This window comes from Ruegeria sp. HKCCD7221, assembly GCF_013031225.1.
Classification (GTDB): domain Bacteria; phylum Pseudomonadota; class Alphaproteobacteria; order Rhodobacterales; family Rhodobacteraceae; genus Ruegeria.
On record NZ_WPZE01000005.1, the window covers coordinates 1 to 13,799 of the forward strand.

Below are 13,799 nucleotides of genomic sequence, written 5' to 3' on the forward strand. Positions count from 1 at the left end.
TGCGCGGCGCGCCGAAGGATTTGTCCAGAACCACGTTGCGGCCTTTGGGGCCCAGCGTCACTTTAACGGCATCAGCCAAAATATTTACACCGCGCAACATGCGATTGCGGGCATCGGTCGTAAACTTGACGTCTTTAGCAGCCATGTGACTTGCTCCTTAGTATGTTGTTTGTTGTTACCTGGTGAACCTGAGGCGTCAGGCGGCTTTTGCCGCGGCAGAATCCTCGATGATCCCCATGATGTCGCTTTCTTTCATGATCAACAGTTCTTCACCGCCGATGTTGACTTCGGTGCCCGACCATTTGCCGAACAGGATCCGGTCACCTACGGAAACGGCCATTGCGATCAGCTCGCCGTTGTCCTTGCGTGCGCCTTCGCCGACTGCAACAACTTCGCCTTCGCTGGGCTTTTCTTTTGCGCTGTCTGGAATGAGCAGGCCGCCAGCGGTTTTTTCTTCGCTCTCAACGCGACGAACCAGCACACGGTCATGTAGAGGTTTGAAGGCCATTCTGAATTCTCCTCAATTGGCGATTCATCCTATTAGCGCTCCCTGTTGAAGAGTGCTAACAAGCGGGATTTTGGAAAGAAACAGCACCGTTTCAAGAGGTATAAAGAAAAAAATCTTTACGCGAAGTCAAAAGAGAATTGTTGTGTTTGTTTTCAGAGCATTACCGTTGATGAAGTGTCTCGATATTCGGTCATCAATTTCGAAACAACCTCGTTATCACATCAGCGGTCGAACAGGGTAAGCATATCCTTTTCTTCCTTGTTGCCAACCGCTGCTTCGTGGGCAGCGGCTGCGTCACGCAGAACTCCCACAATCTCATGTTCGGGGAGGAGCTCACGATCTTTAATTGCAAGCAAAAGCGCTTCACAGATTGAGAGTGCGGCTATTCCTGAGTAGTCTTGCCGGTCGGCCATGGTAGACGTCCTTTTTTGACAGGCGTCCAAGCAAGGAAGCGCCACGATGAATTGCACCATTCTGGCATGGGTTGCAGTATACTTAACTGATCGAAAGCAGTCTTTGCGTGGTATAGTTTTGCGGACGGCTCATTGATGAAGGAAGAATAGTTGCCCACTATCAATAACAGCCCCCTCACCCGAAAGCTCTCAAACTTCGTCTCTCTGACTGAGGTTGAACTTGCGGTATTAGCGCGCCTGCACAAGCGTCGCAGGACCTTTGAAGCGGGACGTGACCTTGTGCATCAAGGGCAATCAGAGCAGGCTGCCTACGTTCTGTCCTCGGGCTGGGTTTGTTCCTACAAAACCCAGACAGACGGGTCGCGTCAGATCGTCGACTTCCAAGTGCCGGGTGACTTTCTGGGCTTGCGGAGCGTTCTGCTGCACACCTCGGATCACAGCATAGAACCAATCATGGAAATCCAAGCCATTGAGGTAGTAGTGGATGATCTCCTGGAAGCATTTGCGCAAACGCCCCGGCTGGCGACAGCAATCCTTTGGGCGGTCTCTAGAGATGAAGCGATGGTGGTTGAGCACCTGGTCAACATAGGACGGCGAGATGCGAGTGAGCGCATGGCGCATTTTCTTTTGGAACTTGGTGTGAGGCTGACTCAGGTCGGGATGGCAACCAAGATGGGATATACCTGCCCACTGACACAATACCATCTTGCCGATGCGCTGGGACTGAGTGCTGTACATGTTAATCGTGTCCTACGGCAACTGCGGGAGAAGGGGCTGGTTACTTTTCAATCCGGGCAAGTGGCATTTGATGATTATGACGGACTGGTGACGTTGGCCGGTTTTGACCCCACTTATCTGGATCAGGTCGGGCCACTGTTGAAACAATAGGTTCACCCCTTCGGCGATGCCGGGATTTTGACGATAGTTGCCTGGTTAGAGACGGAAGTCGCTTCGGCAGATTTGGGATTTCACTGAAAAAGAAGCGCAAGATAAATGCAGTCCGATTGCGGTACTGGATTTCCTGCGCTTCTTAAATACTCGTTAAGAACACGCCAGCAAAAATCCCGCCAACACATATCACGTTGCCGGAATTCAAACATCGTTGCACTGACGCAGGTTAGTCAATTTTTTGCAGTACCTGATCCTCGGGCACCAAATGTATTTGAGATTCCAACGAAATCTCAGGTCATTGGCCGCAGACTAACATCGATCAGCGCACGTCTGCCATTTGCACATTATTGTAAATTACAACGCCAGTACTACCGCGGCGCTTACGAGCGTGTTCCGCGGCAGACTGCGCGGGGAAGATCCAACAAACTATATGGAGGACCAAGGTGAGCACGAGATCGTCCAGTTCTTTGGTGACGTTTTCAAATCCGTTCTCTTTGTCCGGCTACCCGGATGAACTTCCTGCAGGCGAGTATGAAGTAGTTGTTGAAGAAGAACTACTACAGGGCCTGAGTTTCGAAGCATATCGCAGAACCGGAACCTACCTGACAGTTCAGGGCAAAGGCAGCAAGCCAGGCCGCACGGAAATGCGCCCAATTGACCCAGAGGATTTTGAACAGGCGCTCAAGCACGACCAGACCTTGGCCACATCTAACAATGACAGCGATGCGGCGCTTTCTCCGCAGGAGGAATAGATTATGAACACGCCCGAATGGCTTAAACCCGGAATCTACGGTGCCCTGATCGGAGGGGTTTTCGTAGGCGTCGTTGGATTTTCTTGGGGTGGATGGATGACCGGTGGTAGCGCGGACAAGATGGCCAACGCCATGTCCCGCGACAATGTAATCGCTGCATTGGTTCCGGTCTGCGTCGACATGGCGAGAACTGACGCCCAACGCGCCGAAAAAATAACGACGATCAAAGAGGCTTCTTCTTTCAAGCAGAAGGATGCCGTCATGGCGGCTGGCTGGGCAACGGTGCCGGGATCTCAAACTCCTAATAAAGATCTAGCACAGGCCTGCATCGAGGGGCTGAACCTGGATGGATCGTAATTCAACAACTCAACTCTCGGACGACGCCGTTTGCACTAGGACAAAACGAAAAAATCAGCACTGTTTTTGCTCTCACTTCATGACTGCGTTGATTGTTGCCGTTTTCAGCTGCTTGGCGGGCTCCTTTATCTCATCAAGTCCCGCATCGGCCGGAACAAATTCGATGCCGGATAACGCGCATCCCAAAAAGTATGGCGACGGTTGGGAATGCGATTTGTCCTATCGGTTGGAAGGCGAAGAATGCGTGGCCATTGTCGTGCCGGGAAATGCCTACCCCACAAACAGAACCTATGGTTCAGGGTGGGCATGTATGCATGGCTTTGTTGAAGTTGGCGGCACCTCATGCACTGAAGTGATTGTGCCTGAGGGTGGATATCTCGATCCATCAGGTGAGAGGTGGCGATGCCTGCGTGGATACACAAGAGTAGACGATAGCTGCCAGAAAATCGTGGTGCCGGATAATGCTTACCTGACGAATAGCACTTATGGATCTGCATGGCGTTGCAACCGTGGCTACGAAAAAGACGGAGAAGCATGCGTGGCAGTAGCGGTGCCGGAAAACGCTTTTCTGAACGCATCAACCAGCGGGCGTCCCTGGACGTGCGAGCGTGGGTATTTTGAGCGCGACGGACGGTGCGATTCCGTGTTTGTGCCTGAAAATGCTTTCTACGATGACGCGATCCATGGAGTTGGATGGAAATGCGAACGTGGCTACGAGGCGTCCGGTGATCACTGCAATGCAATCGAGCTACCGGCAAATGCCCATATCGACCGATCCGGCAATGGGTGGCAATGCCACAAAAACTATCATCGATCAGAAGGGCTGTGCGTTCTGAACGAATGAGGTTTCAGACAGAGAGCCCACTTTCCAATCTTCACAATTTGTGCCCGTTCTTACCAAGGACAGCGCGTTTCACACTCCAAAAAGGAACAGATATGAAACCCGTACCCATTGCGTCGGATGCCAAGCAGTTCATTGCCAGCGATGCGCAAAAGCTGCCGCCTGAACAAGCAGTTTTTCCAGAGCTTCACCGCAAGACACTTGTGACAGATACACCGACTGCAATTGTGTATTGCGAAGGAAACTTCGCAAAGATCGATGGCAAGACGGCTAATGGTCTCGTTCGACATTCACAGGCCTATCGCGTTCTTTCGGTGATCGACAGCACGTATGGCGGTTGTGACAGTGGCAAAGTGCTTGACAATGTCGCAAATCAGGTTCCCATCTTCGATGACCTTGATGCCGCCGTCGCTAATGAAGCTACGATCCCGGACACGTTTATTTACGGAATGGCACCGGCCAGCGGCAGAATGTCCCTTGAGGATCGCGAAGTTGTTGTGGATGCGATAACGCTCGGAATGAACATCGTCAGTGGGCTGCATGAATTTCTTAGCGATGACAAGGAGCTCGCCGGATTTGCCAAAATTCACGATGTCACGATACGCGACATTCGCAAGCCGCGGCCAAATCCCGACCTGCGCCTGTTAGATGGCAGTATTGGAGACGTCCAGGCGTTCCGCATTGCGGTGTTCGGCACCGATTGTGCAATTGGAAAGCGTACAACCGCGACAATCCTGACAGGTGCACTTAACGCGCATGGGATCAAAACAGTTTTGGTCGGCACCGGCCAAACTGGTTTGATGCAGGGCGCCAAGTATGGTGTCGCGATGGATTCGGTGCCGCCGCAATTTTGTTGTGGCGAACTTGAGCGCGCTGTCGTTGCGGCATCCGAGGGTGAGCACCCGGATGTAATAGTGATCGAGGGCCAGGGCGCGCTAAGCCATCCGGCTTTTTGCACATCAGCCTTCATTCTGCGAGGCAGTCAGCCACATGCAGTTATTCTTCAACACGCGCCTAAACGAAAACGTCGATGTGATTTCCCCAACATGACTATGCCCGACCCTTGCGATGAAATCACCCTGATCGAGGCTTTTGCGAACACAGAGGTAATTGGCATGACGATCAACCATGAAGGAATGAATGATGTTGAGATTTCAAAGGCCATCACAGACTATAACTGCAAATTGTATCTCCCGGTCACTGACGCATTGAACCGTCCTCCAAAAAACTTGGTGAATATGGTTCTATCTGCCTTTCCGCGCTTGCAACCCGTACGTGCTACGACGATTGAATGAGCAAGCTGCGTATCGACGTTGATCTGGACAAAATTCGGTACAACACACGGTTCCTGGTCGACCACCTTAGACCCCGCGGAATTACGGTGACAGGTGTGACAAAAGCCGTTTGCGGTCATCCTGAGATTGCGAATGCTATGCTTGAAGGTGGCGCGACAGGGCTGGCGGACGCGCGGATCAGCAATATCATGCGTATGCGCGATGCTGGAATCTCGTGCTCCATATCCTTGATCCGAACGCCCATGCTGAGCCAGGTCGCGCAAGTCCTTGATAACTGCGATGTCAGCTTCAACACTGAGATGGACATTATCGCCAGCCTGGCCATCGAGGCGCTGGGGAAGAACATTACTCACAATATTATCCTGATGGTGGAAATGGGGGATATGCGGGAGGGCATCTTGCCTGAACACCTTGAGGGCACTGTGTCTCAAATTCTTAGAATGGAAGGGATTTCTCTGAAGGGGATTGGCGCAAATTTTGCCTGTCTGGGTCATGTGGCACCCTCTGCAGGAGCAATGGAATTGCTTTCGTCGCTTGCCGCCGACACCGAACTTGCAAGTGGACCCGCTCTGGAAACAGTGTCAGGCGGCGGTTCTGCCAGTTTGCCATGGGCGCTTGGCAAGGGGGCGACCGGAAAAATCAACAACCTGCGTCTGGGTGAGGCCATCCTGCTGGGTACCGATCCCGTTTCGGGGTACGCGATCGACGGGCTTTACACAGATGTTTTCACGCTTTGGGCGGAAGTGATCGAAACGAAGACCAAATCAAATCCAAATTCCTTGCAATTGAATTATCCTATACCTTCTATGCAGTGTGTGACTTTAGACAGTCCTTCGAAAACTCGGTCGATCCTTGGCATTGGACTCCAGGACACCGATGCAGCGGGTCTAATATTCCCTGCTGGCGTCACGTTCGTCGGAGCCACCGGTGATCATATCGTTGTTGAAAACACCAATTGTCTGCTTCGCCCTGGTGGCGAGGTAAAGCTGAAATTGAACTATAGCGCGCTCTCGCGCGGCATGGCTGCACCTGATGTAGCAAAAGTCTTCCATGGTGATGGCGCATTGGTTGACTGCACCCCAGCGAACACTGATCGCCCATATTCGAAGCGAAAGTAGCGCGCCAGGGTTGCCGCCGCCTCGGTTCTGCTTCAGCCACCCGTCTTATTCTACGGCTTTACGTAGTAAATCAGGCACCCAATCCCTATATTGGATGTAGCCGCATTCACTTTTCACACCCTATCTGGGCTCGTGAGTGTTGCGGACAATCAAAGGATCAAAATGATGTCTTTCAAAGACCTGACGACCAGAGCGGCTGCCGCACTGAAGGAAAACGATGCGGACGCGTCAAAAAAAGAAGTGACGTCGAAAGGGCAGGACGCCGTCCCCGAAAAATCAAAGCCTAAACCTCAAAACTGATAATACCCTGCCGGGAGCGGGTGGCTTGTTCTTGTTTACATCTCCGAGCGAGCGGTATCAGCAAAGGAGAACTACCCAAATGAACCAACTAATCAGCAAGACAATCGCAGTCTTTTCCAGGCCGTTTACTTTCCCTGGCTTTGACGAATTACTCCCGGCGGGCGAATACGACATAGAAACTGAGCTTTCCGCACCACCAGATTATTTGGATCCAGAAGCCTGGAAAGCATCAGTGCTAATCTTTCTGCTTCCACGGAAATCTCACCCCGGTCTGGCGCGAACCTTGACCGTTTCTCTTACTGATTTGGAGAGAGCCCGCGCAAAGGATAAATTGTCTTCAAAGCAGTTGTCGCAGTTCTTGCTCGACCAACTTTTGGCCGATCCCATGGTGCAATTGATTATGGAAGCGGATGGTGTGTCTGAGACTCAACTTCGGCACCTCTACTCGGAGTCGCTCATTTCTGAGGCAGACGACGGATCATCAGATCAACGAGCCATACCACGAGGATGCGCAAGCGGTTCTCGGTATGCTTTCGCTGTCCAAGCTGCTGAGAACGAAGGAATGCCAGTTCGTCCTATTAAAACCCCTCGGATTACAGGCCGTCCCATCGGACAGTCTGAACCAGGCAGCTCCTTCAATCTCAAGGCTTAGGGCTCGGAACTTTCTTTTCCAGTCGCTGTATAAACCAAAACAGAAATCGAGGCTAAGAACTGATGGAAGACTTCGACAACGACGCAGATACGATCATGGCTCGCGCCCACAATGACGTGCCGCAAGAACGCCCGTGTCTTCGTTGCAGAACGCCATTCTGGAGCGAAGGGTTCGGAGAGCGGATTTGTCGACGCTGCAAGGGGTTGAGCGCGTGGCGAAATGGCGTATCAGTAAGCCCTGGGTTAGCTCGGCGTCGCTGATAACCTGACGCCGGTCTTACCAGCTTTTCTGATCATATCTCATTTTATCTTATTGGTGCTGACCCGGGCCTTTTAACGTGGAACCCGATCGGTAATCGGTGCTGAAGACGAAGCGTACGCGCGGTTTGGACTCGAACCGTTCTTATGCGTAGTGATATGGGCTCAAGCCGCCTAATGCACACACTTAAACCATGCCAGTATTCATAATCGGACAGCAGGCATTCACGCCGCTTGTACTACTCGGTGGTCAGCGCGGTGCTGTTGCTTGGGTGCGGAGGGTGGATCGGAGTGCAAAATATGCCAAGAGTCCAACTACCTGCAGTCACCCCAAAACCCAGAGCTTGGAACAAGGGGCGGATCATCGGTCAGAAACGACCGCTACTCCCAAAACAGGTCTGGGCGATCCGTGCCCGGCTCGAACTTTCTGGAAATCTGCGTGATCTCACAATGTTCAACGTCGCGATTGATAGCAAGCTACGCGGCTGCGATCTGGTCAAACTCGCTGTGACCGATCTTGTCAAAGACGATCGCGTCCGTGAGCGTGTTTCGGTGATCCAGAGCAAAACCAAGCGATCTGTTCAATTCGAACTGACGGAAAACACGCGAGAAACTGTATTGGTATGGGTAAAATCACCGGAAATGTTTGCTAGCCGGTTCATGTTTCCAAGCCGATTCCATGATCGACCACACATCTCGACGCGCCAGTATGGCAGGCTGGTTCGAGACTGGGTGACCGCAATCGGATTGGAACCGAGCGGATATGGCACGCATTCGCTTCGCCGAACCAAAGTAGCTGAGATCTACCGCAAGACAGGAAATCTCCGCGCGGTCCAACTTCTGCTTGGGCACACTAAGGTCGATAGCACCGTGCGATACCTGGGCGTTGAATTGGAAGACGCGCTAAGCATTGCTGAGCGCATAGACATCTGAGACAGTTTGGCGAGCGGCGCTGTCGGTCGCCAATCCATAGTGGTTCTAGTTCTTTTACGCAGGAGTGGGACGTAGCGTGCCCTGAGCGGAAGTGTCAAAATCTTGTTGCGTACGCTCGCAGCACAGTTTTCTCGGCTCAGGCGCAATTTACAGGGTGCGGGACCGAGCGGCCATTTGATCACGCCGCGAGTACTTGTGCAGAAGCGGCGCGAAAATCGCTGCGTTGCAGCCAATGTTATCAGGCCAGTCATTCATAGTCACGGGGAAGCCTTGATCACATACTCCTCTTTCGCCGCACTCAGGCCAGACAATTTCTTTCGGTAGTTCACCAAGGATCTTGGTCACCGGCAGTTTCAAAAACTACCTGCCCTGGCGGTACTTGCATTGCGACAAGGGAAACTTCCTTGACTCTATTCTGGCTAAGGACCACAAAAGTGCATTGGTGAAAGTTACTCGTCGCCGCGATGCTGCCGGCTTCGATGATCCAATGGCCTTCAGAATAACTGTAGCATGTGCCCCAGCATAGGAACGGGTTTCGCTGGGGTCTTCGCTATGAGCTCGTTCCTCGCAAGCATTCGCAACTGTCACCTGACAAGCCCCAGTCATCGCGTGAACCATGAAAGAAGGCGCCGTATGAACAGCACATGGCTTATAAATTGCGTGTTTGATGCCCGATAGATCAGGTCTCAGGCTCCTTTTCAATCAGTCATTCATCGTGTTTACGCGCTGCATTCTTTGTTTGATCCCGACACTCTTGGTGTTGCTCTCCGGAACGCAGCTTCTTGCCCAAGTCACAGGCAATGCTGATGGATCGGTCTGTGACGAAGGCTTCGAAAACAAGAACGGATCGTGTCAAAGAACAGACGTACCAAAAAACGCATATTTGACGGGTAGCTCCTATGGCAGCGGCTGGGAATGCAATCATGGTTTTCAAAACGTTGGAGAACTCTGTGAGGAAATAAGAGTTCCGGAAAATGCCTATCTTGCCTCAACCGGAGATCGGTGGGAATGCAACCGGTTGTTCCAGCGTATCGGGGACGAGTGTGAAGAGGTGATTTCACCTCAAAATGGGTACGTCGAAACTAGGTTTGGCGTACAAGAAATACACTGCAACTGGGGATTTCGTAAGGAGGATCAGGATTGTGTTGCGATTAATGTCCCGAGCAACGGCCGCCTGACTGACAAAAACAGCGCGGATGGTTGGGTGTGCCTCAGAGGTTACAGGGCAGCGGAGAGTAGCTGTGAACCTGTGGCAATTCCACAGCATGCATATCTTGCGCCTGAAACCTTTTCTGGATGGAAATGCAAACGAGGTTATCGCGCAAACCGGGACAGATGCATTGCGATCCTTGTCCCTTCAAATGCTCACTTGAATCGGAGAGGTGACGGTTGGGAATGCAATCGGCCGTTTACACGACAGAACGATAAGTGCACCGAAAATGTGCCGCGACAATAGGTTGGTGGGAACCAATACCTCCTGACATATCCGGAAGGACGAATCCGTGAACCATAACTCGATTGACGAAAACCTGGGTAAAATACTCAAAGCCGAAAAGGCGCAACGCTGGTCCTACAGCATAAAGATGTTTGTCGCATCGGCGGTGATTGTTGCGGCCATAATTGTGGTGGTGTTTCTCTGATGCGTAAAAGCACCCCTCAGGTTAGCCTCCGACACCCAAAATCGGCAATTCGCGACCTAGAACAAAGAGCATTTCAGGAACGCAGTGTTCGTAAGTCGCGGAACGCTGACGTAGCCGGTGTGATTGAGGAACAGTTTGGCAAGTACTTGATTAAGGCCGGCATTCTGAGCGGTAACAGCGTTGCGCGCGCATTCCCCAAGCCACCAGCTAAAACGCAGGCAATGATTGCCGATGCAGTTGGTGAAACACCAGAGTTGGCCATTGAAGCCTTAAAAGGAATTCTCGAAGAACGAGACAGGAAACGTAGCGGTCAACGACGTTTGGAAGGAAACTCCGGCACGCTCGTTCCCAGTGCAAGAGAATATGCAGAGGCATTGCGCCAGATCAGGCTCACCCCTGCGCAGGTCACAATGCTCAAAGCACTTACTATCGCAGGTAGGGAAGGTCTGACCATTGGTCACTTGTCTCAGGCAGCCGGTTACAAATCACGCGAGGCCTCCATCAAGGTTTTCAAGAAAATCGGACTATTGATCGCAGAATATCTGGAACTGGACCTACCCGAAGCCGGATCGGTACAGAATGATGGCGCCGCTCAGGTCCTGGCATTTTCTCACATCGAAAGTGACGATGAGCCAGCAACTTGGATTATGCATCAGGAACTGCGCGACGCTGTTCGTTCGGTTCTATGACGTACGTTCCAGCCCCCGCTTTTGTAGAGAACTCTGAACCGGAACAAATGCACGAAAGGTTGCACACGTAGCTTATGCTGGAGAAGAAACCATACCCGCTCGACCTGATCTATGTACCTGTGAAGCGTGCAAAAACACTTGATCAGCAAAAAGTCCTGACGCTGGCCGAAGATATCCTGAAGAACGGCCAGAAGACCCCGATTCAGATACGCGCGGACAACAAGAGGTTCGTGCTGATTGAAGGCCTTCACCGACTAGAGGCCATTCGCGCCCTCGGCGGTGATACTGTCGACGCCTTTTTGGTGCGCGCCAGATTACACTAAACTCTTGTTGGGATTGGCGTTCGACAAAGCCTGAGAAAACGTCAGCAGGCGCTGACTTTCTTCATCCCAAAGATGCAATCGTGCGCAATGAAGGCACTCATATAGAGTAATACGCTGGCAATTTTCCAACTCGGAATGGTCACGCAAAACCTCGTTTAGCCGATAAAACGGTATGCGGCTGGCAAGGTGGTGAACATGGTGCACACCGATATTGGCAGAGAACCACCGCAGGATGCCTGGCAGGGCGTAGTGAGAACTTCCATAGAATGCGGCGTTCTGAAGATTCCACACTTCTTCCCGCTCCCAAGTCGTGTGTTCAAACTGGTGTTGAATATAGAATAGCCAAATACCAATCGATGCGGCGACGATCATGGTTGGAAGGAATACAAAAACCAGTACATCCAGGCCTCCGGTCCAAAAAATCAGAGCCAGGACCACCGCAATCGCGGCGTTTGTTCCCATTGCACTTGCCGAATTCAGCCAGCCTGACCGCATGAAACCAAAGGGCAAGCGATTTTGAAAAAAGAACGTGTAGACAGGTACTATACAGAACAGGAAGAAGGGGTTCCGGATTAACCTGTAAGCGGCACGCCCGAACCAATTCCGTTTCAGGTATTCCTCAATGGTCAATGTAGGAATGTCACCCATACCACGCCGATCAAGGTTACCGGTTGAGGCATGGTGAATCGCATGGCTTTGCCGCCAGACGTCATAGGGTGTCAGGGCGAGAACACCCAGAACCCGGCCGGTCCAATTGCAAACGGTGCGGCTTCTAAAGAAAGATCCGTGACCACAATCATGCATGATGATGAAGATACGCACCAGAAATGCGGCGTTCAGGATGGCCAATAGAACAGTGACCCAGATACTAAGGGATAGCGCAAACCACGCTGCGCCCCATAGCGCGAAAAAGGGGATGACAGTGATTGTCAGTTCAATAACGCTACGCTTCGTATCGGGCACACGGTATTGCGCGAGCGCCCGGGTCAATTCCTGCTGTTGCAACTGACTTGTTCTCCAAGGGCTTTTAGCAGCCCATTGTGCAAACGGGCACCCCATAAGGGTGCCCGTAAAAGGTCAGGCCAGTGCCAGATTGGCGGCGCTGTCGCGCCCGTCACGGCCAGCTTCGACGTCAAAAGTGACCTTCTGGCCGTCCTTCAATTCGCTGATGCCGGAACGCTCAAGTGCTGAGATATGCACGAACACATCGCGCTTGCCATCTTCAGGTTCGATAAAGCCAAAACCTTTGGTCGAGTTGAACCATTTTACTGTGCCATTTGCCATGGTGGAAGTCTCCTAATACTTGCCGCCCGCATTATTGCGGCGACTCGGCGTGGTCGGTCTGAATCGAAAGACTGAACGCCGAGTTTGGGAGACAGCAGGTCGAAAAAGAAAAACGTAAGCCCTGTGTATATGGACTTCGAGTACACACGATACAAGCCTTGATACAACGGAAAGCAACAGAAGATCTAAGTCTGCCCAGCCCAATTTGGGACAAAGATAAGCAGAACCATTGCTCTGTGGTTCGGAAATCAGAGGTCGGCTTCCGATAAAACCTGCCGAATGCGTATGCAGCAAATTGATTGCTCAGGCACGGCAGGTAGGGCTCACTGTCCGAAATCGCCGCGTGCTTCAAGAACACCGCGGCAAGGCACAAATGTTCATTGAGTGATTGAAACATTGCTAAATCAACGAGTTGACCTCTCTAACGAACGGTAGATTCTGCGCGGCCCGAATCTTGGGTCATGCTGCGTTGGCATAGGGCGACTGCGAGCCTCAAAGTGCCATTAGTAGGTCCGTATCTGCGCAAGCATCGGGCAAGAAACGTTCCCGATGTTACAGTTGGCCGTAAGTTCATTCAGGGCGGCCTCCAATCGCTTAAGTTCGATTATCTTCATACGCACATTGGAGATATGAAGCTCGGCCAGTTCCTTAACGGATTGGCAATCCTCGCTATCACCTTCGGATAGGTTGAGAAGCACCTTTGCATCGGCAAGCGAAAAACCCATGTCTCGGCACTTCCTTAGAAAACGAAGCCGTCCAACATCGTGCGCGGAGTACATGCGTCGATTATTCGATGCCCTTTCTGGTTTCGGTACGATCCCTTCGCGTTCGTAGTAGCGGATAGTATCAATTCCGACACCGCTTTGCCGGGATGCCTCCCCAATCGCAAACATGTGAGATTTCCTGTCTTGATCCTGTAGTGGCTACAGAAGTTAAACGAGAGGTTGTTGTCTCTACAACTCCGCGCGACGTAGTCCATCAGGGAAACAGAATGCAGAAGTACCTTAGCCTCAGCTATTTGGGATCGCTATCAGCGCTTGGCGTCGCGACTTGCTGCGTTTTGCCCATGACGATGATGTTACTGGGGCTGGGTGGCAGTTGGTTGGCAATCTTTGGGAAGGTTGCCGCAGCGAGTTACTATGTGCTGACGATGTCAACGGCGCTCGTCGTGATATCATGGATGGTATCTTATCGGCGCGGTTCCTTGCCGACGTTGAAATGGTGGCTTGCAGGAACGACTCTAATCACCGGCGTGGGTTGGGTCGTTGTGTTTAACGAGGCATGGATTAACGATTACCTGATCATGCAGATGTGAGACTATGACAAAACAAACTGTAGTCCTAGAAAGCACCCTGATTTGCCCGAAGTGCGGCCACAGTGAAACCGAGCAAATGCCAACGGATGCTTGCCAGTGGTTCTATGAATGCAAGTCGTGCAAAACAGTTTTGAAGCCGTTGGAAGGCGACTGTTGTGTTTACTGTTCATATGCCACGGTCCCGTGTCCACCAATTCAGCTAGGCGATAGCTGTTGCGGATGAAGTGAAGG

At 51.9% G+C, this 13,799-nt stretch carries 18 protein-coding genes; 13 read left to right on the forward strand and 5 right to left on the reverse strand.

All coding sequences use genetic code 11. From position 1 onward, the window contains the following. Positions 1 to 196: 196 nt before the first annotated feature. Positions 197 to 508, reverse strand: a complete 312-nt coding sequence (gene groES, locus GOX73_RS13230) for a co-chaperone GroES (protein WP_171127108.1) — start codon at positions 506 to 508, stop codon at positions 197 to 199. 221 nt (positions 509 to 729) lie between these two features. Further along, entirely contained in the window at positions 730 to 921 is a 192-nt protein-coding gene (locus tag GOX73_RS13235; RefSeq protein WP_171127107.1) for a hypothetical protein, read from the reverse strand. 150 nt (positions 922 to 1,071) lie between these two features. On the opposite strand from GOX73_RS13235, the gene GOX73_RS13240 reads away from it, so the two are divergent. From GOX73_RS13240 to GOX73_RS13290, 11 genes are all read left to right on the forward strand, one after another. Further along, complete coding sequence (locus GOX73_RS13240) at positions 1,072 to 1,809, forward strand: Crp/Fnr family transcriptional regulator (protein WP_170619843.1); 738 nt, start codon at positions 1,072 to 1,074, stop codon at positions 1,807 to 1,809. A gap of 446 nt (positions 1,810 to 2,255) precedes the next feature. Then, complete coding sequence (locus tag GOX73_RS13245) at positions 2,256 to 2,564, forward strand: hypothetical protein (protein ID WP_170619844.1); 309 nt, start codon at positions 2,256 to 2,258, stop codon at positions 2,562 to 2,564. 3 nt (positions 2,565 to 2,567) lie between these two features. Next, complete coding sequence (locus tag GOX73_RS13250; RefSeq protein ID WP_170329075.1) at positions 2,568 to 2,921, forward strand: hypothetical protein; 354 nt, start codon at positions 2,568 to 2,570, stop codon at positions 2,919 to 2,921. Between the two features lie 163 nt (positions 2,922 to 3,084). Continuing rightward, the gene (locus GOX73_RS13255) at positions 3,085 to 3,765 is read left to right on the forward strand and encodes a hypothetical protein (protein ID WP_254429196.1); all 681 of its coding nucleotides are present in this window, start codon (positions 3,085 to 3,087) and stop codon (positions 3,763 to 3,765) included. Continuing rightward, complete coding sequence (locus tag GOX73_RS13260; protein WP_254429197.1) at positions 3,714 to 5,057, forward strand: DUF1611 domain-containing protein; 1,344 nt, start codon at positions 3,714 to 3,716, stop codon at positions 5,055 to 5,057. Before GOX73_RS13255 ends, GOX73_RS13260 begins: the two co-directional genes overlap by 52 nt. Beyond that, positions 5,054 to 6,175 (forward strand): alanine/ornithine racemase family PLP-dependent enzyme, encoded by a 1,122-nt coding sequence (locus GOX73_RS13265; protein ID WP_170619846.1) that lies wholly within the window; start codon positions 5,054 to 5,056, stop codon positions 6,173 to 6,175. The genes GOX73_RS13260 and GOX73_RS13265 overlap by 4 nt, the downstream gene beginning before the upstream one ends. Before the next feature lie 379 nt (positions 6,176 to 6,554). Then, positions 6,555 to 7,127: a hypothetical protein gene (locus tag GOX73_RS13270; RefSeq protein ID WP_170743321.1), complete on the forward strand. Its 573-nt coding sequence runs from the start codon at positions 6,555 to 6,557 to the stop codon at positions 7,125 to 7,127. A gap of 557 nt (positions 7,128 to 7,684) precedes the next feature. After that, the gene (locus GOX73_RS13275) at positions 7,685 to 8,317 is read left to right on the forward strand and encodes a tyrosine-type recombinase/integrase (RefSeq protein ID WP_170403722.1); all 633 of its coding nucleotides are present in this window, start codon (positions 7,685 to 7,687) and stop codon (positions 8,315 to 8,317) included. 1,502 nt (positions 8,318 to 9,819) lie between these two features. Further along, entirely contained in the window at positions 9,820 to 9,957 is a 138-nt protein-coding gene (locus tag GOX73_RS13280; protein ID WP_170613979.1) for a hypothetical protein, read from the forward strand. Continuing rightward, positions 9,957 to 10,646: a hypothetical protein gene (locus GOX73_RS13285; protein ID WP_170743318.1), complete on the forward strand. Its 690-nt coding sequence runs from the start codon at positions 9,957 to 9,959 to the stop codon at positions 10,644 to 10,646. Before GOX73_RS13280 ends, GOX73_RS13285 begins: the two co-directional genes overlap by 1 nt. A 74-nt stretch (positions 10,647 to 10,720) precedes the next feature. Continuing rightward, positions 10,721 to 10,969, forward strand: coding sequence for a ParB N-terminal domain-containing protein (locus tag GOX73_RS13290; protein WP_170447556.1), 249 nt, complete (start codon positions 10,721 to 10,723; stop codon positions 10,967 to 10,969). Here the strand turns inward: GOX73_RS13290 and GOX73_RS13295 are convergent. The 3 genes from GOX73_RS13295 to GOX73_RS13305 form a co-directional block, all read right to left on the reverse strand. Continuing rightward, complete coding sequence (locus GOX73_RS13295; RefSeq protein ID WP_254429198.1) at positions 10,961 to 11,974, reverse strand: fatty acid desaturase; 1,014 nt, start codon at positions 11,972 to 11,974, stop codon at positions 10,961 to 10,963. The genes GOX73_RS13290 and GOX73_RS13295 overlap by 9 nt on opposite strands. Positions 11,975 to 12,046: 72 nt before the next feature. Further along, a complete protein-coding gene (locus tag GOX73_RS13300; protein WP_170430361.1) occupies positions 12,047 to 12,253 on the reverse strand; it encodes a cold-shock protein in 207 nt (68 codons plus the stop codon). A gap of 503 nt (positions 12,254 to 12,756) precedes the next feature. Continuing rightward, positions 12,757 to 13,146: a MerR family transcriptional regulator gene (locus GOX73_RS13305; protein WP_170637988.1), complete on the reverse strand. Its 390-nt coding sequence runs from the start codon at positions 13,144 to 13,146 to the stop codon at positions 12,757 to 12,759. A 98-nt stretch (positions 13,147 to 13,244) separates the two neighbouring features. Between GOX73_RS13305 and GOX73_RS13310 the strand changes: the two genes are divergently transcribed. Together GOX73_RS13310 and GOX73_RS20755 are read left to right on the forward strand one after the other, a co-directional pair. Continuing rightward, positions 13,245 to 13,568 (forward strand): hypothetical protein, encoded by a 324-nt coding sequence (locus tag GOX73_RS13310; protein WP_170447553.1) that lies wholly within the window; start codon positions 13,245 to 13,247, stop codon positions 13,566 to 13,568. 4 nt (positions 13,569 to 13,572) lie between these two features. Next, positions 13,573 to 13,791 (forward strand): GDCCVxC domain-containing (seleno)protein, encoded by a 219-nt coding sequence (locus tag GOX73_RS20755; RefSeq protein ID WP_237217120.1) that lies wholly within the window; start codon positions 13,573 to 13,575, stop codon positions 13,789 to 13,791. The last annotated feature ends 8 nt before the right edge of the window (positions 13,792 to 13,799 follow it).

Coding starts and splice junctions, on each gene's coding strand:
- GOX73_RS13235 (WP_171127107.1), bottom strand. CDS start 921: ATGGCCGACCGGCAAGACTACTCAGGAATAGCCGCACTCTCAATCTGT.
- GOX73_RS13265 (WP_170619846.1), top strand. CDS start 5,054: ATGAGCAAGCTGCGTATCGACGTTGATCTGGACAAAATTCGGTACAAC.
- GOX73_RS13270 (WP_170743321.1), top strand. CDS start 6,555: ATGAACCAACTAATCAGCAAGACAATCGCAGTCTTTTCCAGGCCGTTT.
- groES (WP_171127108.1), bottom strand. CDS start 508: ATGGCCTTCAAACCTCTACATGACCGTGTGCTGGTTCGTCGCGTTGAG.
- GOX73_RS13260 (WP_254429197.1), top strand. CDS start 3,714: ATGCCACAAAAACTATCATCGATCAGAAGGGCTGTGCGTTCTGAACGA.
- GOX73_RS13310 (WP_170447553.1), top strand. CDS start 13,245: ATGCAGAAGTACCTTAGCCTCAGCTATTTGGGATCGCTATCAGCGCTT.
- GOX73_RS20755 (WP_237217120.1), top strand. CDS start 13,573: ATGACAAAACAAACTGTAGTCCTAGAAAGCACCCTGATTTGCCCGAAG.
- GOX73_RS13275 (WP_170403722.1), top strand. CDS start 7,685: ATGCCAAGAGTCCAACTACCTGCAGTCACCCCAAAACCCAGAGCTTGG.
- GOX73_RS13250 (WP_170329075.1), top strand. CDS start 2,568: ATGAACACGCCCGAATGGCTTAAACCCGGAATCTACGGTGCCCTGATC.
- GOX73_RS13290 (WP_170447556.1), top strand. CDS start 10,721: ATGCTGGAGAAGAAACCATACCCGCTCGACCTGATCTATGTACCTGTG.
- GOX73_RS13255 (WP_254429196.1), top strand. CDS start 3,085: ATGCCGGATAACGCGCATCCCAAAAAGTATGGCGACGGTTGGGAATGC.
- GOX73_RS13300 (WP_170430361.1), bottom strand. CDS start 12,253: ATGGCAAATGGCACAGTAAAATGGTTCAACTCGACCAAAGGTTTTGGC.
- GOX73_RS13285 (WP_170743318.1), top strand. CDS start 9,957: ATGCGTAAAAGCACCCCTCAGGTTAGCCTCCGACACCCAAAATCGGCA.
- GOX73_RS13305 (WP_170637988.1), bottom strand. CDS start 13,146: ATGTTTGCGATTGGGGAGGCATCCCGGCAAAGCGGTGTCGGAATTGAT.